This is a genomic window from Sediminibacillus dalangtanensis (assembly GCF_017792025.1).
Classification (GTDB): Bacteria; Bacillota; Bacilli; order Bacillales; family Amphibacillaceae; genus Sediminibacillus; species Sediminibacillus dalangtanensis.
In genome coordinates this window covers 1,083,280-1,108,962 of record NZ_CP046956.1, presented here as the reverse complement: position 1 = coordinate 1,108,962, position 25,683 = coordinate 1,083,280, and the positions used below count along the sequence as shown (strand labels likewise).

The window sequence follows — 25,683 nt, the reverse complement described above, 5'->3', positions numbered from 1 at the left end:
AGGATCATCAACCTTTCTCCGGCAATGCTGCTAGATGGGAATCAGAGATGTTACGCAAATCATAGACATGCCCTTGTTCATCAAAATAATCATGGTAAGAGCGTTTGTATTCGGATTGTACTTCTTGGCGCAGATGTTTTTGCAAAGACCGTTTTTTCGGATCAATGTCTGGAATCGCCGCGACCAGTCGTTTTGTGTATATGTGTTGCGGACTATTGAATATCTCTCCTGTTGTTCCCTCTTCGACAAAACGGCCCTTGTACATAATCCCGATTCGGTCACTCATATGTTTGACGATTCCTAAATCGTGGCTGATAAACAGATATGTAAGGTTTAGTTCCTCCTGGATTTCCTGCATAAAGTTCAGCACTTGGGCTTGGACAGATACATCGAGCGCAGAAACTGGTTCGTCGGCTATGATCAGTTTCGGTTTCAATGCTATCGCCCGGGCAATTCCGATTCTCTGCCGCTGACCACCTGAAAATTCATGCGGATATTTCCAGATGCTATCCTGGCTTAGTCCCACTTTTTTTAAGAGCTGTATCACTTGTTCCAGCTCGTCCTGTTTGGTTAGCTTTTCATAGTTCCGGAGCGGTTCGGCGATAAGATCCAGCACACGTTTCCTCGGATTCAGAGAGGAGTAAGGATCTTGAAAGATCATTTGTACATCTTTTTGCACCCTGGAGCTTTTACCCGTTAAACCTTGCCCTTCGAAAATCACCTGTCCCGCCGTTATTTTGTTCAAGCCGATGATCGCTCGTCCGGTAGTTGTTTTTCCTGAACCGGATTCCCCCACCAATCCGTAGGTTTTTCCTTGTTCAATCGTAAAAGATACACCGTCCACTGCTTTGACAGCATCTATTTTCCGGTTGAACAATCCACCCCTGACCGGGAAGTGGACTTTTAAATTTTTCACTTCAAGAAATGCCATGCGTCCACCCCTCCCTTTCAGCCGGGAAATGGAAATGGCGATAACACGTGCACCGCACGAAATGATCTGGCTTCACTTCATGCAATTCTGGATTTTCCTCATGCGCAGAACCATCCAGCCACGGGATACGCTCTGCAAACCGACAGCCCTGTCTCGGAAGATGCTGGAGTGAAGGAACTATCCCTTGTATGACATGAAGTTTATCCTGTCCCTCATTCGGAACCGAATGCAAAAGTGATCGTGTATAAGGATGGAGCGGTTTTTCAAATAGCGTATGGACGTCTGCTAGCTCCACTATCTGGCCTGCATACATCACTGCGACCCTGTCCGCCATTTCAGCCACTACCCCTAGATCATGTGTAATCAAAATGATTCCGGTATGCATGCTTTCTTTTAAGTCTTGGATTAAATCTAAAATTTGCGCCTGGATGGTTACATCCAATGCTGTTGTCGGTTCATCGGCGATTAATAATTCCGGATTGTTTGCTATTGCAATGGCAATGATTACCCGTTGTCTCATCCCCCCGGAAAGTTGATGAGGAAACTGCTCACAGATTTGTTCAGGACGAGGGATGCCCACTTGATTCAGTAAATCGATCACTCTTTCTTTCCGCTTTTTTCTGGATAACTTCTTATGGTGAAGCAGAATGGTTTCCCCTATTTGATCTTCAATATTCATGAGAGGATTTAAAGCAGTTAGTGGGTCCTGAAAAATCATGGAAAGTTCGTCGCCGCGGAGCTTATTGAGCTTGCTCTTCGGCAATCCAACCAAATCCTGTTGTTTAAAAAATATGCCGCCTTCTATTTTCGCCCGATTATGTAACCCCATGATGGAAAAAGCCAAAGCACTTTTTCCAGAACCAGACTCACCGACAATAGCCAACACTTCATTTTTATTTACCGTCAACGACACGTCATCTACTGCAGCATAATAATTATCGTTAATTCGAAAAGACGTGTTTAAGTGCTTAACCTCTAGTAACGTATCAGCCAATATTCTCCCTCCCTGTTTTATGTTATATTACATTTTTTATCACAAATAGAAAAATTAGGATAAAAAGGATGATGAGCATTATTATAGGGAATAAAATTCAAGAAAACAAGCTATTTTTTGTTTTTTCAGAAAATTTTTAACATGTTTGTTTTATAAAGTCATTGGGGATAAGGGAATTTTTTCAAAGAAAGCTTAATGAGGTTGTACATAAGCATCCGTTCATCTGTGTGAAGAAGTATGTTCATTTTATAAAAAAAAGAGGATACGAGAAAGGGACCAAAAGAAGGAAAATTCTGACTTCTCATCCCTTTCCCGGGGCTTTTGTAACGGTTCAATTGATCTACCTACGGCTCGTTGCCTTCAGGAGGAGACAAAGCGGAGGATTTTGCTTATCACACTATGGACAGCGGATATGTGGTTTTCCCCTTCCGCCTCATGATAGACGGAAAACAAGGAAGGAGACCATTCAGCAAACCTATCGGCGAGCCGCCTGACGTCTTCCCGCATGAAGTCCCTTTCCAATGATCCTGCTGCCATAAAAATCCTTGTATCTGTTGTTGTTCGTTTTATCCTATTTTGCCATCTTTCAAAAAAACGGTATATTCCCCGATCATCCCACCATAAAGACGGACTGCATGCGACATAACGTTGAAATGAACCAGGATAGTTGAATAGTGAATAAAGAACGAACAATCCTCCTAGAGAATGGCCAAACAGCGCCTGCTTCTGTGTATTAATGGATACATATTCTGAAATCAACGGTTTGACTTCTGACTCAATAAAATTCGCAAAAGCTTCTGCCTGTCCATTTTCATAATCAGAAAATTGAGGGGGAACTTTTCCGTTTTTAATCGGAAAGGTATAATCTCGGATTCGGTATGCTGGATCAAAGTCCTTTTCTGTTGGATGGCCGAGTCCAACTATAACCATCGGAACGACTCCGGTTTTGTCCGGCTTATGCGATTGCACACGTACCATTTCACGTATCGTATGAAAGAAAGCATTTCCATCCAACACGTAAAATACAGGAAATCCTTCTATCGGTACCTCCTTGTCCGGGACACTCAACATCAGCTGGTAATGTTCATTTTTGCTGGACTCGATTTCGAACTGTTTTACACCTGGGGATAATCTTCGTTTCTTTTCCAACTCCTTCTCTCCTTTTCGTGCTTATGTTTTCGATGAACACTTGTATAGAAACCACTTCTTTTTCCTACACTTTTTTAATAGGCTGAATAAAGGCTCCAACTATATACCTCCTGCAAAAGCCATAAAAGCTTCCACCCAACTAGGTAATCGGAATTGTTTTCCAAAAAAATCACCATATTAGGATATAAATCCATTATTATTTAACTATTCAAACACTTTAAGAAAGGATGTGAAAACTTGTCTATCATTAAAAAGCGTACCTTAATGCTGCTAGTATTTGCAATTCTAGTCTTCCTTCCATTAACCGGACAAACCATCAACTTCCAACTCACTGCTTCTGAAGATCCTCCTAAGAGCCAAACAGCAGAGACAACTACATTAAAACAAAAGTTAGATGAAATTCTGGCAGATGATAAACTCGCCGGTACTGTGACGGGAGTTAGCGTCCGAAAAGCCAAAACAGGCGAATTGATCTACGCACAAAACGGAAATACACGGTTGCGGCCTGCTTCCAATATGAAATTGTTGACGAGTACTGCCGCCTTGGAAACATTGGGACCGGACTACCAATTTACAACAGAGGTATGGACTGATGGATTAGTAAAAGGCAATGTATTACATGGCAATCTCTATCTCAAAGGGAAAGGGGATCCGACATTACTGGAGCAAGACTTAAAGCAATTTGCAGCAGAATTGCATGAACGAGGCATTCACAAAATTAAAGGCAAGCTGATTGGAGATGACACTTGGTATGATGACGTTCGTTTGTCTGAAGACTTAAATTGGTCGGATGAACCATTCTATACCGGTGCCCAGGTATCTGCTCTTACTCTGTCTCCTGATTCCGATTATGATGCCGGAACGGTCATTGTCGAGGTAACACCTTCTGATCAGATTGGAGAACCTGCTAACATCCATATGACGCCTGAGAATGACTACCTAACGATCAACAACCAGACCAGAATGGTTGCGGAAGATGATTCGAAGGATATTTCCATTACACGCCAGCACGGGACAAACGAAATCGTCATTGAGGGTAGCATGCCGTTAAACGGATCGACATCTAAATCGTGGTCCTCCGTTTGGGAGCCCACTGGTTATACATTGAATGTTTTTCGGCGGACGCTGGCTGAAGAAGGCATTTCTTTTATCGGGAATAAAAATACTGTTTTCCATAAAACCCCTAAGCAAGCAACGAAGCTTGCCGAAAAGAAATCCATGCCTTTACAGAAGCTGTTGGTTCCGTTTATGAAGTTAAGCAACAATGGACACGGAGAAATCTTGACAAAAGAGATGGGAAAAGTAGCGCATGGAGAAGGAAGCTGGGAAAAAGGCCTGCAGGTGACCGAGGCTGTTGCGAAAAAATTGGGTGTAGATACCAATACTGTTCAACTGCGTGACGGATCAGGTATGTCGCATAAAACCTATATCCCTGCCAATAGTCTGTCGCAGTTATTGTACAACGCCCAAGAAAAAAGCTGGTTCCCAGTCTGGGAGCAATCTCTCCCTGTAGCGGGCATTTCCGATCGCTTGGTCGGTGGAACCCTTCGTTCCCGGATGAAAGAAGAACCTGCAAAAGGAAATGTGAAAGCAAAAACAGGTTCATTGAATAGCGTTTCAACGCTGTCTGGCTATGTAACTGCCAAAGATGGAGAAAAACTGATCTTTTCCATCATGGTAAACAATTATTTAGGTGCTCGTTCTGGTATCACTGCTATCGAAGACGACATTGCCATGACACTGGCAAAGCATAAATTCTAAAAAAACCAAGCTGTTCCTGCAGCGGATGCGGAACAGCTTATCTTTTGCTATCCTCTATTCAGCAACCATACAAAGCTCAACAGTCCGTCTTTCTTAATTCATAATCATGGATCCTTGAAGCAGCTCTGGCTTGGCTCCAAGCAACAATAGGCATATTTTCGATTCGCTTACCTGGCGGTTCCTCTCGATGATATCCCTCACTAACCCGATGTCCTGATGTTTTTTCAGCTTTTCTACTTCTTCAAGATAAAGACTGAGAACGGACTCCCTTACAAATTTCGGTTGATATTTTGGTGTGCTTTCCTCCATCAACAAGGAACCCAAATAACCGTATTTGATCTGAAGCTGTCTTGTAAGGCTCACTACGTGAAGAAGTTGTTCATACAGTTCCGGTTTTTGCTGTTTTAATTGTTCTATATCTGCCTTTGCCTGATAGATTTCTGTCAGACTAGCTAATTTATTGGTCATGCACCTTCACTCCTCTTTCCCACGGCTTTCGTATGCCGATTTTTTCCGTTAGTTCCTTGCTGTGCTTTCTACGTTGTCTACGGATTTCTGCACGCTCTTTCCCTGACTCGTAAAGAAATTTTTCTTCTTCGGTTTCCGGGATGATTTCCGGTACTTTAATCGGCTTTTTGTTTTCGTCAAGTGCAACAAACGTTAAGAATGCCGTGGCTGCCATCCTTCGCTCGCCTGTAAGCATATCCTCGGCAATGACCTTACAAAAAATTTCCATCGATTTATTTCCCGTGTATGAAACAAATGATTCGACACAAACCGAATCGGTCTGATGGATTGGGTGCAGGAAATCAATAGAATCTGTCGAGGCTGTCACGCATTCTTTGACTCTGGCGTGACGCCTTGCCGACAAGGTAGCGTTATTATCCAATTTTTTCATCAACACGCCGCCAAACAATGTATTATAATTATTCAGATCATTGATCATTACCTGATCCGTATTGACGATCAAGCTTTCTTTTGGATTCTTTGCATCAATCATTGGATCGATCCTTCCTTCTTTTTTTGTGTACATATTGAGTGTAAGACTGCCGGAAAGGATTCGTAAAATGGATATTTTTTATGGAACGGATAGATTTTATCTATGTAATCGCTTCAGTCCACACTAGAAACCCATTGATTCTGTAAAACGCTAGGACAAAAGCGCAAGCGCCTTGCTCACCCCCGACAAGCTTAAGAACAGCCTCGGCGTGGCGCTTTTTGCCACATAGAGGGTGGGCTTAAGACCTCGAGGGGGTAGGCGCTGGAGCTGGACGTGGCTGGTTCAGCCAATAATTATCCACAGACAATTAAATTTATAATTTCCTATACAGCAAAAAAAAACACCTCTATTCCGAGGTGTTTCCTAATGTCAATCGCTCTTGGGTAAATTCCAGCCACTCTCTTGTCGCATAAGACAAGTAATGATTTTTTCTCCATATGACAGCTAAGTCCCATTCAATTGTCGGCTTTACTACTTTTATTGTCTGCACATTTTCTTTTAGAAGCTGGGAAACACTGTAAGGCAATATACAAATACCTAAATTTGTCGCGATCATTTTCCCGATAAAGTCCCATTGGGAGCTTTCAGCTACTACCCGTGGAATAAATCCGGCATTTCTACAAGCCTCTGAAATTTGATCATTCAGCGCAAAGTCCTTGTTGAACAATATGAAACGCTGTTCCTTCAATTCTTCCAACTTTATTTGTTTTCTGGAAGCGAGCGGATGGGATTCAGGGATTACTACTCGTAATTCTTCTTTCATGAAAGAAAAGTAATGGAACTCATCTTCCACTGTTGGCAACACGGTGATTCCCACGTCCAACTCATCATGGTAAATATCTTCTTCGATTTTTTTCATCCCGTTTTCTATAAGTTGAAATGTTATTTGTGGATACAGTTGATGAAAGTCTCCTAGAATACGAATAAACTTATCGGCATCCATGATCGGAGGTAAACCGATACGAATATGCCCTTTTTGCAATCCTAATAGATCATCCAATTCTGTTTGCAAATTGTCAAACGCCTTATCGATGGTGTGGGCTTGTTCCAATATAATCCGTCCAGCATCCGTCAGTTCTAACTGCTTTTTTGATCGATCAAAAAGCTCAACGCCCAGCTCCGCTTCAAGATTTTTTATCATCTTGCTGATGGTAGGCTGCGTTACGTATAAATGATCCGCGGCTCGAGTAAAACTGTTGTACTGACAAACTTCTATAAAATATTTTAAATGTCTGATATCCACGGTATGCACCTCTTTTCATCCATTCAGCGAGGGCGATTCTCATAAGGATGAATCGTCCCGACGACAACTCTAGCTTCATCTTTCTTCACACCTTCTATTATACCACCAGCTATTTCATCGTGAGTCAACCATCTTGATAGATTTCCCGTTAAGACAAACCCCAAGTAAATACTGCGATATTGACAGGATGCTGGCACGCTTAATGGTTCATCTTCAAAATATCGCCTGCTTCCTTTTACATGGTAAAGCTGCCAGTTATCTGTCCTTTCGGAAATCACCTGACAAATCCGTTCGACAGCAGGATAAAAGGGCGACCAACAGACCGCAACGGTGATCGGCCCATACCTGTCCATAGCTTGTTTCAGTTTGGTTTCCAGTGCGCCCAAATCATAATAATCTACTGCGATGTTGTTGAGCTGTGCCGGGTCACTTGCCTTCTCTATCAAGTCCCGATGTTTCTTTTGCGTTCTGCCAATCACGGAAACGTTGGCATGGTTGTCTGCCAGCCATAATGTCACTTTTGCCAGCATACCTGTTCCCCCGATGACCAAAGCGTGTTTTTCATTCATCTGATCAGCTCCAATCTACTTAATTGGCCATTTCTGCAGCTTCTGATTCTTCTGCAAAATGCCGATTCCGGGAAGGCTGGTAAACCAATGCTGTCATGACGACACTCAAGGCCACCGTCAACAAGGAAGCAGCAATAATGCTGTAACGTAACGGAACCAAGTCTCCGGTAAACCCAATCAACAAAATAAACACGATTTGCAACAGACTTTGTAAGGTACCATACACGCTGGTGATTCTGCCCATGATTGATAATGGTACATTATTTTGGTAAAACGTCAGAAGACCTGTAGACGAAAAAGCATTAAAGAATCCAAGAATAATAAATCCAACAGCCACCGACCAAAAAGAAAAGGACAGTGCATAAATGAGATAACCTGCCGCAACCAGTAAATAGCCGCTGGCAACCAACAGCCGGATCGATAGTTTCTTTGCAAGAATCGATATGGTGGCTGCCCCGACGATAGAACCAGCCCCGGTAATACTGATAAGCAATCCAAATTCCGCCTCTGTCAAACCGAGCACCTGCTGAGTAAAGACGACTTCCTGCGCATCCATTCCCAATGCCACCACCGTGAATAACTGGGCAAACAAATAAATCGACATGACATATGCATGTTTTTTACTAAAATCGATGACCTGCTGCCAGTCCTCTCTGAGGAACCTCCAAGCAAACGTTCCGGGAGTATCTTCTTTCTGTTCCAGATTTGGCAGCCAGCTTAGAAAAAAGGCAGAAAGCAAGAAAGAAACGGCATTTATCCAGATAGCAATACTCGCTGTCGTCACCATAAGCAGCACACCAGCAATGGCAGGACCGACTAAAAAAGCGCCGGAAGTGACAAGACTGCGGAAAGAATTGAAGCGTTTCCGCTGCTGTTTTGGTATCACTCCGGTTATATAAGAAACGGAGGTTGGTTCAAAGAATGCCTTGGCTACAGACAGGAAAAACAAACAGAAATATATAAGCCCTATAGTAGTTATAAACGGAATGACAGCTACTAACAAAGCGCGAAAAACATCTGTCAGGATCATCAGCCTCCGTTTGTTCAACCGGTCTATCAAACTTCCAGACCAGAATTTCGTCAAAATAGAAGCAACAGGACCCATTATCCATAGCCCTGCAACAGCGGCCGCCGACCCAGTCAACTGAAGGACGAGAACATTGATGGCAACCAAATAAATAAAGTCTCCAAAGGAAGAAATCCCCACCCCGACCAACAATAACATCGCATGTTTCTTTGCCTTCTGATGTTGCATCCTATTCTCCTCCCCTCCGGCCGCTACATGTTCCCTTGCTCCACCCTGTCGAACCATTCATGCATATGGACTTCAAACAATCGCGCTTGTTCGATCTGCAGATAATGTCCAGCCTTATCCAGTACAGCAAACGTACCGCGCGGAAATGTTCCATCCAGCTTGAACGCATCCTTGTAACCGACAACTGCGTCCTGCTTTCCCAATAAAAACAGAATTGGTTCAGAAAAAACCACCGTGTCAATTGGAAAAGTAAACTGATAGTTGTCCTGGACTTTGGCAAGAAACTCCCCATCGGCCATCCGCAGTCCCGCTAATACTTCTTCTCGGAAACGTTCCCATGTTTTACGGTTAAGCACCGTATTTTCTTCTATGAATGCTTCCCTATTTTCACGATCGAGTGATTGAAGAAACACTTCATCTCGGTAGACTTGTATCTTTTCCGGCAGGGTCCGCTTTTGCTTGTCAGGAAAAATCACAGGACAAATAAACACAGCCCCTTTTATTTGTTTCCGTCTATGTTCCAGCAGTCCGCGGGCCAGATACCCACCGTAAGACTCCCCAGCAATTAAAAAAGGCTTCCCTTTTATAACCTCATCAATAAATCCAATAATCAATCTCAAAAAGCCATCGGCACTTTCGGTTCCGGGCTTCCCTTTTGTCCTTCCCATCCCAGGGAGGTCGACATAGATCCGCTGGTATCCATTCCGTCTTTCAAAAACAGGTTCCATACAACCGCCCATCAATCTTGAGTCTGGACCGAACCCATGAAGCATCAACATTGGCATTCCCTGTCCGATTTTCTGGTAATAAAACTCGGTACCTTCTACGCAACAATACGGCATTATCTTTCCTCCAAGAAGAATAGTTACTATCCATTAGCATTCATATGATAAACATGATTGTCTGTCCATTGATCAAATTCATAAATAAATTCTTTTCTTGTGCATTCGTATTCCATCCCACAGCTGACAGCGAGATTAATCGACGGGTTGTTATCCAAGTTGATATGCGCTTCGATCCGGTGGTACCCCAAATCTGTTAACGCCATTTGCAAGGCAGCCTTGATCGCTTCGGTTCCATAGCCTTTCCGCCAAAGTTGATTGTGAACCGTGTAGCCGACTCTCCCCCATTTGAATGCGTCCCTTTCATAAGCGGTCTGATGTTAAGTCGGTTTGTCGTGGTGGTTGTGTTTTTCAATCAAGTCTCTCTTTTTAGTCAAGTTCAAACAAAGCTGGAAAGATGGCACTGCGAATTTTTTCTTTCGTTTGCAGTCCATGTCTCCTCTACGACTAGAATAAACGCTGATATTCAGGAAAAAGAATCTCTAACTTAAAAATCCTTCAATGGATACGATCAATAAAAACAAAGACACCGCTAAACTCATATACCCCCAATTAGTCGGATTGGATCTGTTAAGTTCACTCATTCCATTCAATAAAAGTAAAGCTGCTCCCGCAAGCATCGTATACGGGAGCAAGTCAGAGTCTCCAGCCAGTAGGTTGACGCCTGAAGAGCCGATGACAATTAAAATGAACATTATTCTTACAGCCTTGAATTTCATTCTAGTCTCCCCCGGTGTTTTGTTTGTTTTCAAATAAAGAAAGTACAAAGCGCAGCAAAAAGCCCGCTCCTAAACCGATGAAAATCCCTGCGGCAGGGTTGTGAAATAACATGCCAAAGCCTAATCCAATAAACAAACCCGCTGGAATGATCAAGTTACTATTTGAGCTCAAACGATCTCCTCCTCTTTATGCCGTTTCCGAACTTTCCTTTTATACCTATTAATTAATTGCCCGGTTAGAAAATACAGCAAATAGCCGAACTTCCCGGTTTAAGTTGCTGTACGTTTATAAACCAGTTTTTTGCCGAGCCATTGGCAGCCGTTCTGCTCAAAAACCTTTCTCATCGGAAGATTGTTTATACTTGTACTTCCAACATACACGGCAGCATGAAAATCATGCTTCAATCTAGCTAAGGCATGCAAGTGGAGCCCCCTGCTTTGTCGTTTATTTCTTTCATCGGGCACAAGGCCAAAGTAAAACAATCGTCCTTCCAGTTCCGTACCTGGTTCGATGTGAGGCATTAGTATCCCAATCGGTTTCTTTTCTTCAAAAGCTACAAGACAGGAATCCTTATACCGGCTGCCAAGTTCAGCTTTGACACTGTCCATCTGTTTTTCCATCGAAAGAATTGAAGACGCATTCAAAGAACCAGAAATGACCTTCTCCCAAACCTTTAGAAAGTCTTTTTGATTTAGCTCGTGCAAAGATCGTATGGTCCAAGCTGACTGAACATTTATTAAATCTTCAAGCCTTCTTTGATAAAAGACAACTTCATCATGTAAATGAAAGCTCCTGCTCCTAAGTATATTTTCCATGTGCTCCGAGATAGTGCCTTCAACGAGTATCGTAATGGTCGGAATCTTTCTGAACTCTGGATGGTCAGCCAGCAACTGGATTAATCGCTGCAGTTGCCGATCCGTCAAGTCCTCCGTTCCTTCAATGGTCAAGTAGTCCGTTCCTTGCAGGTATTTAACATTGTTGAACAGCGACTCATCGTCTGGTATAGGAATGCTCATACCTCCCCCTCCTTCAATATCCACAATGCTCTGTCAGCTTTCCTTTTCCACTTCTAAGGTTGATGCCAACAGCAAACAGCCTGTTATGCCTGCATGGTCTCCCAAACCAGGTGCTACTATATATTGCTCTAAAACCGGTACCGGAACATACGCATTATTCAACTCTTCAAACGCTGTTCGGATTAGCGGAAATAAGTGTATTTGGTTCATCACTCCGCCGCCTAGTATTATTTTGTCCGGTCTTAAAATCAATGTATAATTGTTCAAAGCTTGAGCGAGGTAATATGCTTCCATTTCCCATACGGAATCTTCCTTTTTTAGCGATTGCGCTTTTCTCCCAGTCCTTCCTTCAATAGCCGGACCGGATGCCATGCCTTCCAGACAGTTGCCATGATAGGGGCAGGAACCCTGGAAAGTGTCTTCTTCATGCGTGCGAACAAGCACATGCCCCATTTCCGGATGGCCAAAGGCTTCAAGCAGCTTACCGTCGATCACAGCTCCACCACCAATACCAGTGCCGACCGTCAAATATAGACAGCTTGCATCGTCCCTGGCGCTACCTTTTTTATATTCTCCATAGGCTGCCGCATTCACATCTGTCGTCCAGGCAACTGGTACTTGGTAGTGTTTTTTGATCGTACCGAGAAAATCAAAATTTCTCCAACCAGGTTTTGGTGTACTTGTTATAAAGCCATATGTAGCTGATTGTATGTTTATATCTATCGGACCGAAAGAACCAATCCCCATTGATCGCAATTCATACTGATTAAAAAAGGAAAACACCTTTCGCAGCGTCTCTTGAGGAGTGGTCGTAGGGATACAGACTTGATCGACGATTTCCAACTGTTCATTGCTGACAGCACAAACAAATTTCGTGCCGCCTGCTTCGATAGCTCCAAGATACATCCGGATTCCTCCCGACTTTGCTATATTTGACTTATCCTGATTCGGTCCTCCATACTCACTTGCCCGTTCGAACTCTTCTTTCCTGCCCATAGGAAAACAAGCGGAGGACAGAGCCATTTCCTCCTATGAACATTAACAATCATCCTCCCCACCGTAGAATATCTTGTTTTACATCATACCATTTTTTTCGCTTGAATTGGCAGAATAGTCAATTATAAAAATTACGAAATCTCTTTAGGTTTTTCAAAACTAAAGCCAAACTTGATCTTCCCGAGCCCGATGAACATCTTTTTGCACCTACCTCCACTCCCATTCGAACTTCATGCCTTGGATGAACTTCTTTTCTCGCTTGCCTTCACTATAATTCGAACTTCATACCTTGAATGAACTTCTTTTCTCGCTTGCCTCCACTATAATTCGAACTTCATACCTCGAATGAACTTCTTTTCTCGCTTGCCTCCACTATAATTCGAACTTCATACCTTGAATGAACTTCTATTTATCCCTTTTCCACCAATCTAATCAGCAACAGATTCATATAAAATTTGTCTTTACCCTTTCTGTTTAAATTACTCGATTAGAAATTTACAAAATCAAGATGCCGCTCACTCAAGGGATGAACAGCTCCACGAGAAAAACCCGACATAACTACGCCGGGTTAGCTTTTCGGATTAATAAACCATGGAAGAATCATGGTAATATTTAAACTCCAGTAAATTGTTGGCCGGATCGATCAAAAAGAAGGTCATGTGTTCTTCCTGTTTTCCTTTAAATCTGACCATGGGTTCCGTATAAAAAGGCAATTTTTCTGCAATGGCATACTCCAATGCCTGTTCATATTCCTCTCGATTTAAGAACGTTATCCCGTAATGTCTTGGATACATTTTCGGATTTTCATCAATGTTATTCGGACTTAAATGGCAAACCACTTGATCACCGAAGAAGTCAAAAGTGACCCGGTCATCGTATCTTCTGGCCAGTTTACAGCCCAGTTTCTCGTAAAAATCAACTGTTTCATCTAATTCCTTGCACGGAATCGCTAAGTGAAAAACTTTATTCGTTTCTCTCATTTCCTCCACCTCATTTTTAAAATTTAAGCTGTTTTCTAAGAGATTATTTTTTCTGCACAAACGATATTAATTGCGAACTAACTATCTTATTCTGATGAAAGATGAGTGCAAAACCTCGCTACGGCAGAATACTTCGCTTTCCATGGGCACGGCCTCAGACTCCGCAAAAGTAAAGAACGCTTCTTTACGGGGTCTGCGTCTTCCAGTTGAGCTCTCATAGCAGACCGCTCGCCCAACTGATTTCCAATAGAATGAGGAACCGGTATTCCCAAGTGAGAAAAGGCAGTACTCTCCATTAGAAACAGGCGGCTGTTCTAGCGAAGGAAACACCCGGAGACTCCTGCGGGAGGAGAGGCCTCGGTGAGATCCCGGAGAGCGCAAGCTCGAGCCGCCCACGGAAAGCGCAGGGTATTTCCGCAGCATTGGAAACTACACATTTTCTAGTAAAGAACAACAGAAGAGAACAAGTTACTGCGCAGTTTCTTTCAACTACGTCTAATCAACAAGCAACAAAGTATGAACTAGATCCCTGTTATAAGTGAAAGGTATCCGAACGCAGGCCTAGTCGCAGTGTTTCCAGACTGATCACATCGTTTAAAGCAACATTGGCCAAATTGACGTTGGAACCGATTTGTTTGATAAAAAAAGTTTGCAACGACTTGGTCGGAGCTTCAAATATAAGCCGCTCCATTGGTATACCGGCAGCAACAATTTCATCAAAAATATCATCGCGAATGCTGCCATCCGTTCCGCAAATACCGCCGCTTCCGGATTCCCTCGCTTCTGTGATTACTTTAGCGGCTCCCGCTTCGATGTCCTCATGTATATTAGACAACCATTCTTTGGAATGTTCCTTTAACGCAGCGGAAGAATCTTTTGTGCCAACCTCGCTGAAAACAGAAAAATCCCTGGAAAATTCCCTTACATATTCCGCTTTTTGATGATTAGAAATAGCGAGTGTCCCATTGGAAATCTCTACATAGCTGCAATCAAAACTGCGACAGTAGTCATAAAAGGCCTCGACCTTTTCCTGACTCAAAAACTTTTCAAACAAGGTGCCACCGAAAAAATAATCAATTTCTTTCCTGATTAGATAATTGATTTTTTGTTGCAAGTTTTTGGATAGCAAAGAGGTTCCCCAGCCGAATTTAATAAAATCGATATAGTCACTGGCATTATCTACTGTAGCTTTAAGTAATTGGAAGGGTGCCCCATTGTCGATTAACACTGTGATGCCGCTTTCTCTCGGCTTGCCCTCTCTTATCGGTAACCGTAAGTTTGTTTCTGTCAATCTCCATTCACCTCACCGTCGAAATTTCTAAGCACTCCTCAGCCTTGCCAGCCGGCACACGGACTCTTCCGTACCGTCTCCAGTTCGCTGGTCTTTTTCAAGCCTACAGCCTACACCAAGTATATTCGCCCAGAAGCATTTCGTTACAACCTTCCGAAATAGCCCACTTTTAACAATCAAGCGACCGTCTGAATACAATTACCTTAAGGCAAACACCCAAAATGCCTGAAAAGAAAGCAGTGCGTCTTTTTTTTTCAGCAGAAAAACAATGCCGGACAAAGCGGAGGGAGAATAATGGAAACAGATAAACTAACGTTTGAAACATGGGAGGAAAGCAAACAGCACCAACTCGATTTACAGTTGAAAGACTTTATGGATGTCCTCAAATGGGCCTACCGAACATATAAAGACCGGATTGCCTATGCTTGTAGTTTCGGAGCTGAAGGGATGGTGCTAATTGATTTAATTTCGAAGGTGAATCCGGAGGCAAAAGTAATCTTCCTCGATACGGATTTACATTTTGCAGAGACCTATTCGCTTATCGAAAAAGTAAAGAAAAAATATCCTGCCCTTAACCTCATCATGGCAAAGCCAGCCAAGACACTTGAACAACAGGCGACCGACTACGGAGACAACTTGTGGGAAAGAAACCCTAACCTATGCTGCCACATCCGAAAAATCGAACCGCTGCAACAGCAGCTACAGGATGTCGATGCCTGGATATCCGGCCTGCGGCGAGAGCAATCTGCATCCAGAAGCAAAGTCAACTATGTAAACAAAGACGAGAAATTCGGCAAGATAAAAATTTGTCCATTGATCCACTGGTCATGGGAAGATGTATGGAATTATATCAAGCTCAACCAATTACCATACAACGAACTGCATGACCATGACTATCCCAGCATCGGTTGTGCAAAATGTACCGTTCCGGTTGAATCCGACAGTGATTTTCGGTCTGGCCGGTGGACAAATTTCTCCAAAAAAGAGTGTGGGCTTCATCAAGCCTGATTAGGGGCAGTTGCCAATGATTATGATCATACTTGCATTCGTGATTGCCGGTTTCTTTGCTATAAACATCGGAGCCAGTGGTGCCGCTGCTTCCATGGGAATTGCTTATGGATCAGGCGCCATCAAAACGCGTAAAATGGCATTGTTCTTATGTGCAGCCGGGGTATTTCTTGGAGCCGTATATGGCGGTGGAGAAGTTGTCAAAACGCTCGGTTCCGACATCGTGCCGGAAAACATCATTTCCGTCCCTATCGTACTTGTTATCCTCAGTTCAGCTGGGTTGGCATTATTTATCGCCAACCTGGGCGGTATCCCATTATCCACCAGTGAAGTCACCGTAGGCGCAATTGTAGGTGTCGGGATAGCCTTTCAGATACTGTATCTTAAAACATTGTTGATCATTGTCCTTTGTTGGCTCTTCGTTCCCTGTTTGGCATTTTTGCTTGCCTTTACAGCCAATAAACTGATTCGGAAAATCGAGGCCGTTTTTCCAACTATACAAAGTGACCGCTGGAAAAAATCGCTCGCTGTTTTGGTCATTTTCACGGGGTTTATGGAGGCGTTCTCGGCAGGAATGAACAACGTCGCCAATGCTGTCGGCCCTTTGGTTGCATCAGGTATGATTTCAATCGGCCTTGGAACGATGCTTGGAGGTATATTTGTCGCTTTCGGAGCATTTTTTCTAGGAAGCAAAGTAATCGAAACGAACGGGAAGAAGATTACCGATTTAAGCTTGCTTCAAGGAAGCGCCATTTCCGGAATTGGCGCTATTCTGGTAATAACCTCCTCGCTTTTCGGCATTCCTGTTCCCCATACACAAGTGACCACCTGCAGTATATTAGGAGCCGGGGCAGCAGATCAGGGAAAGCGGCTATGGAAACGTGCAATTTTTGCCAAGCTGGTCAAAACCTGGCTGCTCTCTCCGCTATTCTCCTTGGTCATTTCTTATAATCTAGTGAAAATAATGATTGATTTTGATTTATCAGGTGTCTTGATGATTTTGGCCTTTGTCGGTCTCGTCGGGCTTCTGTCTTTATGGAAGCCAGCCGAGCAGCCGAACCCCTTATATGAAAAGCCTGTAGTCTTAACCAACCAGGAGGTAATGAAAAAATGATAAAACCCCATGGTGATAAACTCGTAGACCGGGTAGATACAAGTTATCTCCCGAATGAAAATAACCAAGAAATTCAATTGGACGAAATGGCTCTCAGTGATTTGGAGCTGATAGCCACTGGTGCCTATAGTCCCTTAACCGGCTTCATGAATAAAGCAGATTATCAGACAGTAGTCGAAGGGATGCGGTTGGACTCCGGGCTCCCCTGGAGCATTCCCATTACTTTGCCGGTCGATGCCGATACGGCCAGCCGTGTCAGAATCCACGATACAATCAACCTCGTTTACGATGAAACCATATACGGCATCATGTCAATCGAGGATATTTTCACACCAGACAAAGAGGTGGAGGCAGCTAATGTATTTCAAACGACGGATCAGGAACACCCTGGCGTAAAAAAACTTTATCAACGCCCGAACATTTATCTCGGCGGTCCGATTACGTTGATTAAATTCCCACCAAAAGCAGCATTTTCCACCGGATGCCACTTGGAGCCAATCCAGACGAGGGAAAAAATCACCGAGCTCGGCTGGAAAACCGTTGTTGGCTTTCAGACCCGTAATCCGGTTCACCGGGCCCACGAATATATTCAAAAAACGGCCTTGGAAAATGTTGATGGTTTATTGCTCCATCCTTTGGTCGGCGAAACAAAAGCCGGTGATATTCCCAGTGACCTTCGTATGGAATGTTATCAAATTTTACTTGAAAACTACTATCCTGCGGACCGAGTCTTTCTGGCCGTTTTTCCGGCAGCCATGCGCTATGCAGGCCCAAGGGAAGCCGTCTTCCATGCCCTTGTCCGCAAAAATTATGGCTGTACTCATTTTATTGTCGGCCGTGATCATGCAGGTGTCGGCGATTACTATGGTACTTACGATGCCCAAAAGATATTTGAGCAATTTTCTGAAGAGGAAATCGGCATAACGATTTTACGCTTTGAAAATAGCTTTTTCTGTCGGAGATGTGAAGGGATGGGGACCAGTAAAACGTGTCCTCATGGAAAGGAACATCATGTTGCACTGTCGGGAACCAAAGTGCGAAAAATGCTACGTGAAGGCAAAATGCCTCCGAAGCAATTCAGCAGGCCGGAAGTTGCAAGCAAGTTGATAGAGGGAATGGCGGAAACTGTAATCGAAATGGGGAGTGACAAATGAGACAAAACCATATTATTTGGCATCCTGCCACGGTAACAAAATCAGATCGCCAAAAGTTGAATAATCACAAAAGCTGCGCCTTGTGGTTTACCGGGTATTCTGGATCTGGCAAATCGACGCTGGCAAACGAACTGGATTACCAGCTTCATGAACTAGGGATAAGGAGCTTCGTCCTGGACGGCGATAACATTCGGCATGGCTTGAACAAAGAGCTCGGATTCAGCCCGAAAGACAGAGTGGAAAATATCCGGAGAGTCGGCGAGGTGGCAAAATTATTTGTCGACAGCGGCCAGATTGTTATGACTGCCTTCATCTCCCCCTATCGAAAAGACCGGGACCAGGTTAGAAAGATATTTGAAGAAGGGGAATTCCATGAAATTTTCATAGATTGTCCTTTCGACGTGTGTGAGAGCAGGGATCCAAAGGGACTTTATCAAAAAGCGCGAAAAGGGATCATCCAGGATTTTACGGGAATCGATTCCCCCTATGAAGCCCCTATCAACCCAGAACTGACCATCAATACAGAACACTGCACTGTTAAACAGGCGGCAGAAACCATAATCAAATACCTGGAAGAACAAAACCTCCTACCAAAAAACTAAGCATTCGGTAAGAGCATTGGGGGACTGACCCTGTCCTCGTAAAACGAGGGCAGGGTCAGTCCCCATCACACGAATGAGGTAGAAGTTTTTGCTATGCTTCCTATTGATAGAATCAACCATAAAAATCCTGCTGATTATTTCAGCAGGATTTCACTTACCTTGTGCTTTTTGAAACAGACGTCTCAGCCAGCTTCTTTTCATACCCTTTATTCTATTTGCTGTCCCTTGATAGATGGTATATCTATTCTTTCCTTGATTCTTCGACTGATAAAGTGCCAAATCAGCTTCCTTCACCAAATCCTCTTTTGTTTTTTGTTCATTCGCTGAATAGTAGGCAATGCCGATACTCGTGGTCAAATAAAGCGCAACTTCGTTGATAACAAATGGCTCCTCCATTGCGGCGATGATCCCCTCACTGATTGATTTTGCTTTTTCCCTTTCCATTAATTCCGGCAATAAAACCTGGAATTCATCGCCTCCCAAGCGGGCTGCAATCTGTTCCGTACCGATAACAGCAGCAATCCGTCTTGCGAACTCACGGATGACCTCGTCACCGGCATCATGACCGTGCTCATCATTGACACACTTGAAATTGTCACAGTCCAACATCATTAATCCGGTTTGTCTACCGGTACGGTCGGTGTCACTCATTGCCTCTTCCAGGTATCTGGCAAACAACGTACGGTTTGGCAATCCGGTCAGTTCATCATGCAATGCCTGGGTTTCCAGAGCTATCTCTTTTTGTTTACGTTCGGAAACATCCCTCGACACAAAAACGATTTTCTCGACTTCCCCCTTTGTGTTTCTAACAGGTCCGCCTTTGCAATGTACCCAAATAATCCTTCCACTTTTATCTAAACGGCGGTATTCCATTTCATCCGAATCACCAGATTCCAATATCCTTGTCAAAAAATCCTCTACCTTACTCATATCTTCCTGGCAGACAAAAGAAAGAAACGACTTCCCTACATAGAAGTCCGGATGCAATCCTAATATACGTTTATGGGAAGGAGATGCATAGACAATCTTTCCCTCCCTATCGGTAACCCCGATCAAGTCATTGGAATTCTCGACGATTATCCGATACCTATCCTCGCTTTCTTTCAGCTGTTCACGCAATTCTTCGACATTGGTAATATTTTTATAAACGGCAATCCCGCCGGTCATTCTTCCCTCTTCAAGAATAGGCGTATAAGAAGCGAGAATACGAATTGTTGAACCATTTTTCGTTTGGCGTTCAGCAAAATCATTTTCGATTACTTCTCCATTTTTCAGCCTGGTCAGAATTTCAGAGAATTTATCCTTTTCTTTTTCAGCATCCGGGAGAATACTGATGGCTGGATTAGCAGCCAGCTCTTCCCTTGACCAGCCAAACAGCTTGCTGAAACCGGGATTTACATGCTGATAATTGCCTTCCTCATCAAAGGTGAAAACAGGATCTGCTACATTTTGAAAAATCAATTCGAACTGCTCTTTCACCCGGTTTAATTCCCGTTCCCGGTTCTTACGATCAGTGATTTCTCTAGTGATGGCAATGATATACTCACACTCACCCTGCTCATTGAATACCGGGGTAAGCCTTGACTCCACCCAGCCCTGCCTAGTCTTGGGACTTCCCGCTTTATCATCGGGAAATTCAATTATTTCTTCATATAAAACAGCGTCACCGGTATTCACAGCTTTCTCGTACATTGAAATGATGACTTTTGCTGAATAGGCCGGCACTAGCTCTGTTATTTTTTTGCCAGCATAATCAGCTGGAAACTTGAGGTTATCGACAGCAGACTGATTGGCTGTAACATAATAAAATTCCCCGCTTTTATCGCGAGAAATCATGAAGACCATATCGGGAATACTGTTAAAGATAAGATCAAAGTATTTAAGATCTTTAAATATAGCAAACATAGATTGTTCTCCTCATTGTCGGATTCCTTTCAGACTACTGCCCCCTCATAAGCCAACGAAACAACGTAAAATAAAACAGTATTGCCATCTATTGTCGAACACAAGATCCGGAATACGCCTGTTTTCCTTTCATCAATTATACCATTATTTCATGAAATACCCAGTTATTTTTCTACATTATTCGACAACAACTTTTTCCAATCTTCTAATGATACCGATCTAAAGATAAGCACTTTATAACCTTACCTGTTTTTCCTAAAAACCTCCAAACAAATGGCTAATCTAAACGATAAGTGCATGACCCCCTCTCTTTTCGTGCACACTAGAGGAAACCAATCTGTACGACGGGAGAGCTGCTTCATGTGGAAAAGGAGAAAAGACAAAAAGACAAGGAACATTTCCTATGCCAGCCGCTTCACCACAGACGAAAGTGCGATTTCCACTAAACTCCAAGATAATATGGACTTACTTTCTTCCCGCTACTTAAAAAACAATGACGATTTACAAGTGTTTTCTATCACACAAGTATTTGGAATTGCATACATAGAGACATTGGTCGACGATAAAAAAGTAAAACAAATTCTAAATTATCTCAAGAAAGCTGTCGAAAAAGAGGAAACTTCCATGCTGGAGCACCTCCCTTTCAGCTATAAAAAAGAAACCAGTTTCAAGCATGTTATTCAGGCGCTGACCAGAGGGAATTTTGTCGTTTTTGTTTCTAACAGTAAAGAAGCCATCGTAATCGATATACAGGATATTAAAGAACGCGCTATTGAAGAACCTGCAGCAGAAGCAACGATAAAAGGACCACGCGAAGGGTTTACAGAAAGTTTCCAAACCAATATTTCTCTGATAAGAAAAAGAATCTTCAGCCACCACTTAAAAGTGGAAAAGAAAAAAGCTGGTACAATCTCACAAACGGAGATTGTTTTAATGTATCTGGATGGCGTGGCCAGCGAGGAAATCATCAATGAAATTAAAAAGCGGTTAAGCCGGATAGAAGTAGACGCCATCCAATCGAGCAATCAAATTCAATCCTTTATCAAAGATCACTCTTATGCAATCGTGCCGCTAGTCGGAAGCAGTGAACGGCCCGATAAAATCGCGGCTAATATCATAGAGGGAAAAATAGCGATCATCGTCGATGGTTCTCCTTTTGTATTATATGGACCGATCAGCATGTTTTCCCTGCTTCAAGCACCTGATGATTATTATGATTCCATGTACATTGCAACATTGCTGCGCATGATCCGGTTTTCCGCCTTATTTGTTTCTTTGCTGCTGCCCAGCCTGTATATAGCACTTACTACCTTTCACCATGAGATGATTCCTACCGCGCTGGCTCTTAGCATTGCTGCCGGCAGAGAAACAGTCCCTTTTCCAGCTTTAATTGAAACCTTATTTATGGAAATTACATTTGAATTTTTGCGGGAAGCAGGACTTCGCCTGCCCAAAGCAATCGGAAACACGATTAGCATTGTCGGGGCACTTGTTATTGGGGATGCCGCAGTACGCGCCGGATTTGTCAGTCCCTTGGTCATTATCATTGTTTCGATTACAGCTATCTCTTCCTTTATTATTCCAAACTATAGTTTGGGTGTATCTTTTCGGATTCTCCGGTTCGCCTTTATTTTTTTATCGGCAACATTCGGCTTTTTCGGCATTGTCTGGGGCCTGCTTGGACTTTACCTATATTTGTCAAGCCTCCGGTCGTTCGGCTATCCATACTTAGCTCCGCATGCCCCATTATTCCCGAAAGGTTTAAGCGATACCATTTTTCGATTTCCATTATTTCAGCAGGCAAGGTATCAAAAGTTTACTGTTGATCAGCCTTCTCTTAAACAATTTCCAAGTAAACGAAATCCCGGTAAAAAATATCGTAAAAAGGACGATTAATGTTGCGAATCACCCATGGCCAGATGACATCTTTAATAATGCTCACTTTGATTGTGCAAATTTACGTTTATGCTCCTGCTGTGTTGTCTGAACACGTTGGACAACATTTATGGCTTCCTTTACTTTTGGCCACCATTGCGGCAGTAGCTTTGATGAAAATGATGTTATATATAGCTGAGCAATTTCCAGACAAAAGCTTTCCTGCTGTCCTGCAATACTTATTCGGAAAATTTTTGGGAGCTTTTGTAGGCGGCTGCTATTTCCTTTACTTTTTTGTACTATTTATCATTCACGTTCAAATGATTGTGACCACATTCAAGGTATTATTTCTTCCGACTACGCCGATGATTTCTATCCTACTGTTGGTATTAATGCTTTGCCTGTATTGTTCTCTTTTGGGAATCGAAGTACTGGCCCGGGCAAGCAACATGGTACTGATTCTTTTGATTTTTACTTTAACTTTCCTGGCACTTTCTGTATTTCCGGAAATTAACTTACCCTATTATCAACCGGTTCTGCCTTCTCAAGCAAAAGGATTTGCATATAGTACGATTGTTGCGTTCGCCAGCTATGGCCAAGTTTTCTTAGTCGCTACGCTGTTTCCATTCGTTAACTATAAAAACGAAAAGCGCAAGCATAGAAAAATATTCGCAGGAGTCTTTTTCGCCTTTCTACTGACAAGCCTTGTAATTGTAGAAGAAGTCGGCGTATTTTCTCCGTTTGAATTACAGCGCCTTCAATATCCAACAGTAGAATTAATCACCATGATTCAAATGGGCGAGTTCATGGAACGAATGGAAATTTTTCTCGTTACCATCTGGGCCGGAGCGATACTGTTGGTCAGCGGTATCTTTTTTTCCGTATCCGTCAAAACATTGAAACACACCTTGAATCGGAATAAAAACGGAAAAATCCTCGATTTCTTTTTAATCATTGTTGGGTTTATCTGTATTGTCACACTCTTACCGGATACCTCAAGTCTGTTTCTATTCATTTTTGATCAGTGGGTCTACTGGTGTTTACTATTCCAGGCGATTTTTCCAATCCTGATCTTTTTAACTTTTTTTATACGGGTAAAGGTGAGGAACCATGCTGCAAACTAAAGTGAAAAAAGGAATCCTTATTTTCTTTTGGTTGCTCGTTTTGACAGGCTGCTGGGATCGAAATGAAATATCAGATATCAATTTCCTTATGGGGATGGCGTTGGACATAACGGATGAAGAAAAGCTGCGCGTGACCTTTCAATGGGCGCTGCCAAAAGAGTTTTCAACAGGAGGATCCCAAAGCACCGGCAGTCAGGAAAACACGACTTACTCGATTGAAGCTGACTCACTTGGACAGGCAATGGCTAAGCTGACAGAAATCTCTCCCCGTACCCCAATCTATTCCCACATGGAATTGATATTGATTGGGGAAGGAGTAGCCAATCATGGAATAAAGGATGTCATCACAACCATTGATCGGGAATTCGAGATAAGAAGAACCGTAAATATCATAACAGCGAAGGGAAAGGCCGAAAATCTATTACGTTCAAAAACCCCTTTCGAGTCAAACCTGGCGAGCGGGGTCAAAAACATTCTTAATGTGGCCAATCGGTCATCAACCTATCGTCCTGTAAATTTAAATGAATTATTAGTTCACCAATCGGATCCAGATGTACTGGCTTTTACGCCTATGGCCAATATGGTTATGAATACTAGTTTGAACAAAACAGAAGCCTCCGGACAAAACGCATGGGCACAAGTAAACAAAATGGCATTTTACGACCAGTACAAGCTGGTAACGGAGCTTACTGAATTAGATGCAAAAGCTTGGATGTATTTGACGGGGAAGGTAGGTAAGCGATCCATCTTGGAAATACCCACGGAAAAAGGGAACCTGATCACCAGTAGTATTACGCAATCGAGTAAACCCACAATCAAAGTAAATGGTAGTTCCCCTACAGTCCATTACCGAATTAATGAAGAAGTATCCATAATGGACAGCCCTGCAGAAATGAGTATCTCGGAAATGGAAAAAGCGACTGCAAACCATATTAAGACATTGACGACAGAAATGATTCGTAAAATGCAAGAAGAAAATCATGATGTTTTATTTCTACGCAGAACGATACGCGAACAGTTCCCGAAAGATTGGCAGCGCATCAAAAAAAATTGGCCGGAAATTTACGCAAAAATGAATATAGAAGTAGAGGTGGATGTTAAGATACAGCATGAAAATGCCTTAAGAAAAGAAGTTCCCAACCGAATATCAAACCGATGAAGCACAGAAAAAAATTCTGTGCTTTTTCTATTTCATTCTTTCCAATACACCGAAATAGTGGACAAATTGTATGATACAGTTATCTATTTTTCTTACTACCATGATAGGAACCCTTCCTTAACCTCAAAAAAGAAATATATATAAAGTAGAAGTTCAATACAAGTGCTAAAGGAGGGAGAATATTGGCGGATGAGCATTTTAAAAGCAATTTAAATGAAATTTCCGGCAATCTGATTCAAATGCATGTTTCGGATTTATTTAACCGGCTTAATATCTCAAGAGGGAATAAACGACTGCGCGAATTATCTTCGAATGAAAAAGCGCAGATCAAAGAATCGGTGGAAAGTCTGAAATCACAGGCAGAAGCATTTCTTACCGATCAACAAAACAAAAACAATGCTTTCCAACCACAAACGGAAGAAATCTTAAAAAAACTGCAACAAATTCAACAAAAAAATAAAGGCCCCGAGGCCTGAATTTAAAATTTCAAGGAGGAATTTTTAAATGGGTAAAAATAGCAACTCAGCAAATCATGTCAGCCAATACGCTGACCAAATTGCCGACCTCGAGCAAAGTTCAAGGGAAGCAATCTTTGTATTGAACTCTACAGAAGTAACGGTGGATACTACGGACACGCAGGTAGCCGTTTCACTGCAGGCTGCCCTTCAGGTGGCGATTGCCATCGTCATCCACATTTCGATTGCGGATGATACCCGTGCTACTCAGGTGACAGAGGAACTGTTGCAGTACTCTCGCATTGGTCAATCCAACCGTCAGCTGATTGTAGTTGATGGTTCGGAAGGTGTCACGGTGACCACTACAGATACGGATGTGGCAGCATCCATCCAGGTTCTTATTCAAATCCTGGTATCCCTGGTCGCCCAGCTGGATATACTGTAATCCCTTCCCCTTTCCAATGTTTAAAATACCCCGTCGTTCCCCTGAAAGGATCGGAAGTAACATCCGATCCTTTCCTATTTTATGTGTCAGCCTTC

Annotated in this window: 26 protein-coding genes and 1 pseudogene; 10 read left to right on the top strand and 17 right to left on the bottom strand. The window is 42.9% G+C overall.

From position 1 onward, the window contains the following. Nucleotides 1–7: 7 nt before the first annotated feature. From ERJ70_RS05595 to ERJ70_RS05585, 3 genes are all read right to left on the bottom strand, one after another. Entirely contained in the window at nucleotides 8–931 is a 924-nt protein-coding gene (locus tag ERJ70_RS05595) for an ABC transporter ATP-binding protein (protein ID WP_209367773.1), read from the bottom strand. Next, on the bottom strand, nucleotides 918–1,925 hold the full coding sequence (locus tag ERJ70_RS05590; protein WP_309507351.1) for an ABC transporter ATP-binding protein: 1,008 nt from the start codon (nucleotides 1,923–1,925) through the stop codon (nucleotides 918–920). Before ERJ70_RS05590 ends, ERJ70_RS05595 begins: the two co-directional genes overlap by 14 nt. Before the next feature lie 360 nt (nucleotides 1,926–2,285). After that, complete coding sequence (locus ERJ70_RS05585) at nucleotides 2,286–3,074, bottom strand: alpha/beta hydrolase (protein ID WP_209367772.1); 789 nt, start codon at nucleotides 3,072–3,074, stop codon at nucleotides 2,286–2,288. Between the two features lie 264 nt (nucleotides 3,075–3,338). Here ERJ70_RS05585 and dacB point away from each other — a divergent pair, with 264 nt between their 5' ends. Continuing rightward, the gene (gene dacB, locus ERJ70_RS05580; protein WP_209369152.1) at nucleotides 3,339–4,835 is read left to right on the top strand and encodes a D-alanyl-D-alanine carboxypeptidase/D-alanyl-D-alanine endopeptidase; all 1,497 of its coding nucleotides are present in this window, start codon (nucleotides 3,339–3,341) and stop codon (nucleotides 4,833–4,835) included. Nucleotides 4,836–4,928: 93 nt separating this feature from the next. Here dacB and ERJ70_RS05575 read toward each other — a convergent pair whose 3' ends face one another. The 13 genes and pseudogenes from ERJ70_RS05575 to ERJ70_RS05515 form a co-directional block, all read right to left on the bottom strand. Then, complete coding sequence (locus ERJ70_RS05575) at nucleotides 4,929–5,303, bottom strand: hypothetical protein (RefSeq protein ID WP_209367771.1); 375 nt, start codon at nucleotides 5,301–5,303, stop codon at nucleotides 4,929–4,931. Continuing rightward, nucleotides 5,293–5,835 carry an acyl-CoA thioesterase gene (locus tag ERJ70_RS05570; RefSeq protein ID WP_209367770.1) on the bottom strand — a complete coding sequence of 181 codons (543 nt, stop codon included), beginning with the start codon at nucleotides 5,833–5,835 and terminating at the stop codon, nucleotides 5,293–5,295. Before ERJ70_RS05570 ends, ERJ70_RS05575 begins: the two co-directional genes overlap by 11 nt. 346 nt (nucleotides 5,836–6,181) lie before the next feature. Next, nucleotides 6,182–7,078 (bottom strand): cidABC operon transcriptional activator CidR, encoded by an 897-nt coding sequence (gene cidR / locus ERJ70_RS05565; RefSeq protein ID WP_209367768.1) that lies wholly within the window; start codon nucleotides 7,076–7,078, stop codon nucleotides 6,182–6,184. A 23-nt stretch (nucleotides 7,079–7,101) separates the two neighbouring features. Then, entirely contained in the window at nucleotides 7,102–7,647 is a 546-nt protein-coding gene (locus ERJ70_RS05560) for a Rossmann-fold NAD(P)-binding domain-containing protein (protein WP_209367766.1), read from the bottom strand. A 19-nt stretch (nucleotides 7,648–7,666) separates the two neighbouring features. Beyond that, nucleotides 7,667–8,902, bottom strand: a complete 1,236-nt coding sequence (locus tag ERJ70_RS05555; RefSeq protein ID WP_209367764.1) for an MFS transporter — start codon at nucleotides 8,900–8,902, stop codon at nucleotides 7,667–7,669. Nucleotides 8,903–8,925: 23 nt separating this feature from the next. After that, the gene (locus tag ERJ70_RS05550; RefSeq protein WP_374099755.1) at nucleotides 8,926–9,681 is read right to left on the bottom strand and encodes an alpha/beta fold hydrolase; all 756 of its coding nucleotides are present in this window, start codon (nucleotides 9,679–9,681) and stop codon (nucleotides 8,926–8,928) included. An 89-nt stretch (nucleotides 9,682–9,770) separates the two neighbouring features. Beyond that, nucleotides 9,771–10,046, bottom strand: a pseudogene (locus ERJ70_RS05545) (GNAT family N-acetyltransferase); the annotation flags it as partial. A 180-nt stretch (nucleotides 10,047–10,226) separates the two neighbouring features. Further along, nucleotides 10,227–10,463, bottom strand: coding sequence for a hypothetical protein (locus tag ERJ70_RS05540; protein ID WP_209367760.1), 237 nt, complete (start codon nucleotides 10,461–10,463; stop codon nucleotides 10,227–10,229). Between the two features lies 1 nt (nucleotide 10,464). After that, nucleotides 10,465–10,635: a hypothetical protein gene (locus ERJ70_RS05535; protein ID WP_209367757.1), complete on the bottom strand. Its 171-nt coding sequence runs from the start codon at nucleotides 10,633–10,635 to the stop codon at nucleotides 10,465–10,467. 98 nt (nucleotides 10,636–10,733) lie between these two features. Further along, nucleotides 10,734–11,480 carry a GNAT family protein gene (locus ERJ70_RS05530; RefSeq protein WP_209367755.1) on the bottom strand — a complete coding sequence of 249 codons (747 nt, stop codon included), beginning with the start codon at nucleotides 11,478–11,480 and terminating at the stop codon, nucleotides 10,734–10,736. A gap of 33 nt (nucleotides 11,481–11,513) precedes the next feature. After that, nucleotides 11,514–12,386: an ROK family protein gene (locus ERJ70_RS05525; protein ID WP_209367753.1), complete on the bottom strand. Its 873-nt coding sequence runs from the start codon at nucleotides 12,384–12,386 to the stop codon at nucleotides 11,514–11,516. A gap of 671 nt (nucleotides 12,387–13,057) precedes the next feature. Beyond that, entirely contained in the window at nucleotides 13,058–13,456 is a 399-nt protein-coding gene (locus ERJ70_RS05520; protein WP_209367751.1) for a VOC family protein, read from the bottom strand. Nucleotides 13,457–13,988: 532 nt separating this feature from the next. Continuing rightward, nucleotides 13,989–14,747, bottom strand: coding sequence for a phosphosulfolactate synthase (locus ERJ70_RS05515; protein ID WP_209367750.1), 759 nt, complete (start codon nucleotides 14,745–14,747; stop codon nucleotides 13,989–13,991). Between the two features lie 294 nt (nucleotides 14,748–15,041). Here ERJ70_RS05515 and ERJ70_RS05510 point away from each other — a divergent pair, with 294 nt between their 5' ends. From ERJ70_RS05510 to cysC, 4 genes are read left to right on the top strand one after another with little or no spacing between them, the layout of a single operon-like run. After that, complete coding sequence (locus tag ERJ70_RS05510) at nucleotides 15,042–15,755, top strand: phosphoadenylyl-sulfate reductase (protein WP_209367749.1); 714 nt, start codon at nucleotides 15,042–15,044, stop codon at nucleotides 15,753–15,755. 16 nt (nucleotides 15,756–15,771) lie between these two features. After that, nucleotides 15,772–16,869 (top strand): sulfate permease, encoded by a 1,098-nt coding sequence (gene cysP / locus ERJ70_RS05505; protein WP_209367748.1) that lies wholly within the window; start codon nucleotides 15,772–15,774, stop codon nucleotides 16,867–16,869. Then, nucleotides 16,866–18,023: a sulfate adenylyltransferase gene (gene sat, locus ERJ70_RS05500; RefSeq protein WP_209367747.1), complete on the top strand. Its 1,158-nt coding sequence runs from the start codon at nucleotides 16,866–16,868 to the stop codon at nucleotides 18,021–18,023. Before cysP ends, sat begins: the two co-directional genes overlap by 4 nt. Beyond that, nucleotides 18,020–18,625 (top strand): adenylyl-sulfate kinase, encoded by a 606-nt coding sequence (cysC, locus tag ERJ70_RS05495; RefSeq protein WP_209367746.1) that lies wholly within the window; start codon nucleotides 18,020–18,022, stop codon nucleotides 18,623–18,625. Before sat ends, cysC begins: the two co-directional genes overlap by 4 nt. A 150-nt stretch (nucleotides 18,626–18,775) precedes the next feature. On the opposite strand, the gene ERJ70_RS05490 is transcribed toward cysC, so the two are convergent. Further along, nucleotides 18,776–20,530 (bottom strand): PAS domain S-box protein, encoded by a 1,755-nt coding sequence (locus ERJ70_RS05490; protein WP_209367745.1) that lies wholly within the window; start codon nucleotides 20,528–20,530, stop codon nucleotides 18,776–18,778. Nucleotides 20,531–20,890: 360 nt separating this feature from the next. Here ERJ70_RS05490 and ERJ70_RS05485 point away from each other — a divergent pair, with 360 nt between their 5' ends. The 5 genes from ERJ70_RS05485 to ERJ70_RS05465 all read left to right on the top strand — a co-directional run bounded on the left by ERJ70_RS05485 (nucleotide 20,891) and on the right by ERJ70_RS05465 (nucleotide 25,588). Continuing rightward, entirely contained in the window at nucleotides 20,891–22,426 is a 1,536-nt protein-coding gene (locus ERJ70_RS05485; RefSeq protein ID WP_209367744.1) for a spore germination protein, read from the top strand. Next, a complete protein-coding gene (locus ERJ70_RS05480; protein WP_209367743.1) occupies nucleotides 22,426–23,529 on the top strand; it encodes a GerAB/ArcD/ProY family transporter in 1,104 nt (367 codons plus the stop codon). Before ERJ70_RS05485 ends, ERJ70_RS05480 begins: the two co-directional genes overlap by 1 nt. Continuing rightward, nucleotides 23,516–24,688 (top strand): Ger(x)C family spore germination protein, encoded by a 1,173-nt coding sequence (locus ERJ70_RS05475; RefSeq protein ID WP_209367742.1) that lies wholly within the window; start codon nucleotides 23,516–23,518, stop codon nucleotides 24,686–24,688. The genes ERJ70_RS05480 and ERJ70_RS05475 overlap by 14 nt, the downstream gene beginning before the upstream one ends. A gap of 182 nt (nucleotides 24,689–24,870) precedes the next feature. Then, a complete protein-coding gene (locus ERJ70_RS05470) occupies nucleotides 24,871–25,164 on the top strand; it encodes a hypothetical protein (RefSeq protein WP_209367741.1) in 294 nt (97 codons plus the stop codon). Nucleotides 25,165–25,192: 28 nt separating this feature from the next. After that, nucleotides 25,193–25,588: a spore coat protein gene (locus ERJ70_RS05465; protein WP_209367739.1), complete on the top strand. Its 396-nt coding sequence runs from the start codon at nucleotides 25,193–25,195 to the stop codon at nucleotides 25,586–25,588. Nucleotides 25,589–25,683 lie beyond the last annotated feature (95 nt).

Coding starts and splice junctions, on each gene's coding strand:
- ERJ70_RS05595 (WP_209367773.1), bottom strand. CDS start 931: ATGGCATTTCTTGAAGTGAAAAATTTAAAAGTCCACTTCCCGGTCAGG.
- dacB (WP_209369152.1), top strand. CDS start 3,339: ATGCTGCTAGTATTTGCAATTCTAGTCTTCCTTCCATTAACCGGACAA.
- ERJ70_RS05575 (WP_209367771.1), bottom strand. CDS start 5,303: ATGACCAATAAATTAGCTAGTCTGACAGAAATCTATCAGGCAAAGGCA.
- ERJ70_RS05570 (WP_209367770.1), bottom strand. CDS start 5,835: ATGATTGATGCAAAGAATCCAAAAGAAAGCTTGATCGTCAATACGGAT.
- ERJ70_RS05560 (WP_209367766.1), bottom strand. CDS start 7,647: ATGAATGAAAAACACGCTTTGGTCATCGGGGGAACAGGTATGCTGGCA.
- ERJ70_RS05555 (WP_209367764.1), bottom strand. CDS start 8,902: ATGCAACATCAGAAGGCAAAGAAACATGCGATGTTATTGTTGGTCGGG.
- ERJ70_RS05550 (WP_374099755.1), bottom strand. CDS start 9,681: ATGTTGATGCTTCATGGGTTCGGTCCAGACTCAAGATTGATGGGCGGT.
- ERJ70_RS05540 (WP_209367760.1), bottom strand. CDS start 10,463: ATGAAATTCAAGGCTGTAAGAATAATGTTCATTTTAATTGTCATCGGC.
- ERJ70_RS05530 (WP_209367755.1), bottom strand. CDS start 11,480: ATGAGCATTCCTATACCAGACGATGAGTCGCTGTTCAACAATGTTAAA.
- ERJ70_RS05525 (WP_209367753.1), bottom strand. CDS start 12,386: ATGTATCTTGGAGCTATCGAAGCAGGCGGCACGAAATTTGTTTGTGCT.
- ERJ70_RS05520 (WP_209367751.1), bottom strand. CDS start 13,456: ATGAGAGAAACGAATAAAGTTTTTCACTTAGCGATTCCGTGCAAGGAA.
- ERJ70_RS05510 (WP_209367749.1), top strand. CDS start 15,042: ATGGAAACAGATAAACTAACGTTTGAAACATGGGAGGAAAGCAAACAG.
- cysP (WP_209367748.1), top strand. CDS start 15,772: ATGATTATGATCATACTTGCATTCGTGATTGCCGGTTTCTTTGCTATA.
- sat (WP_209367747.1), top strand. CDS start 16,866: ATGATAAAACCCCATGGTGATAAACTCGTAGACCGGGTAGATACAAGT.
- cysC (WP_209367746.1), top strand. CDS start 18,020: ATGAGACAAAACCATATTATTTGGCATCCTGCCACGGTAACAAAATCA.
- ERJ70_RS05490 (WP_209367745.1), bottom strand. CDS start 20,530: ATGTTTGCTATATTTAAAGATCTTAAATACTTTGATCTTATCTTTAAC.
- ERJ70_RS05485 (WP_209367744.1), top strand. CDS start 20,891: ATGTGGAAAAGGAGAAAAGACAAAAAGACAAGGAACATTTCCTATGCC.
- ERJ70_RS05480 (WP_209367743.1), top strand. CDS start 22,426: ATGTTGCGAATCACCCATGGCCAGATGACATCTTTAATAATGCTCACT.
- ERJ70_RS05475 (WP_209367742.1), top strand. CDS start 23,516: ATGCTGCAAACTAAAGTGAAAAAAGGAATCCTTATTTTCTTTTGGTTG.
- ERJ70_RS05465 (WP_209367739.1), top strand. CDS start 25,193: ATGGGTAAAAATAGCAACTCAGCAAATCATGTCAGCCAATACGCTGAC.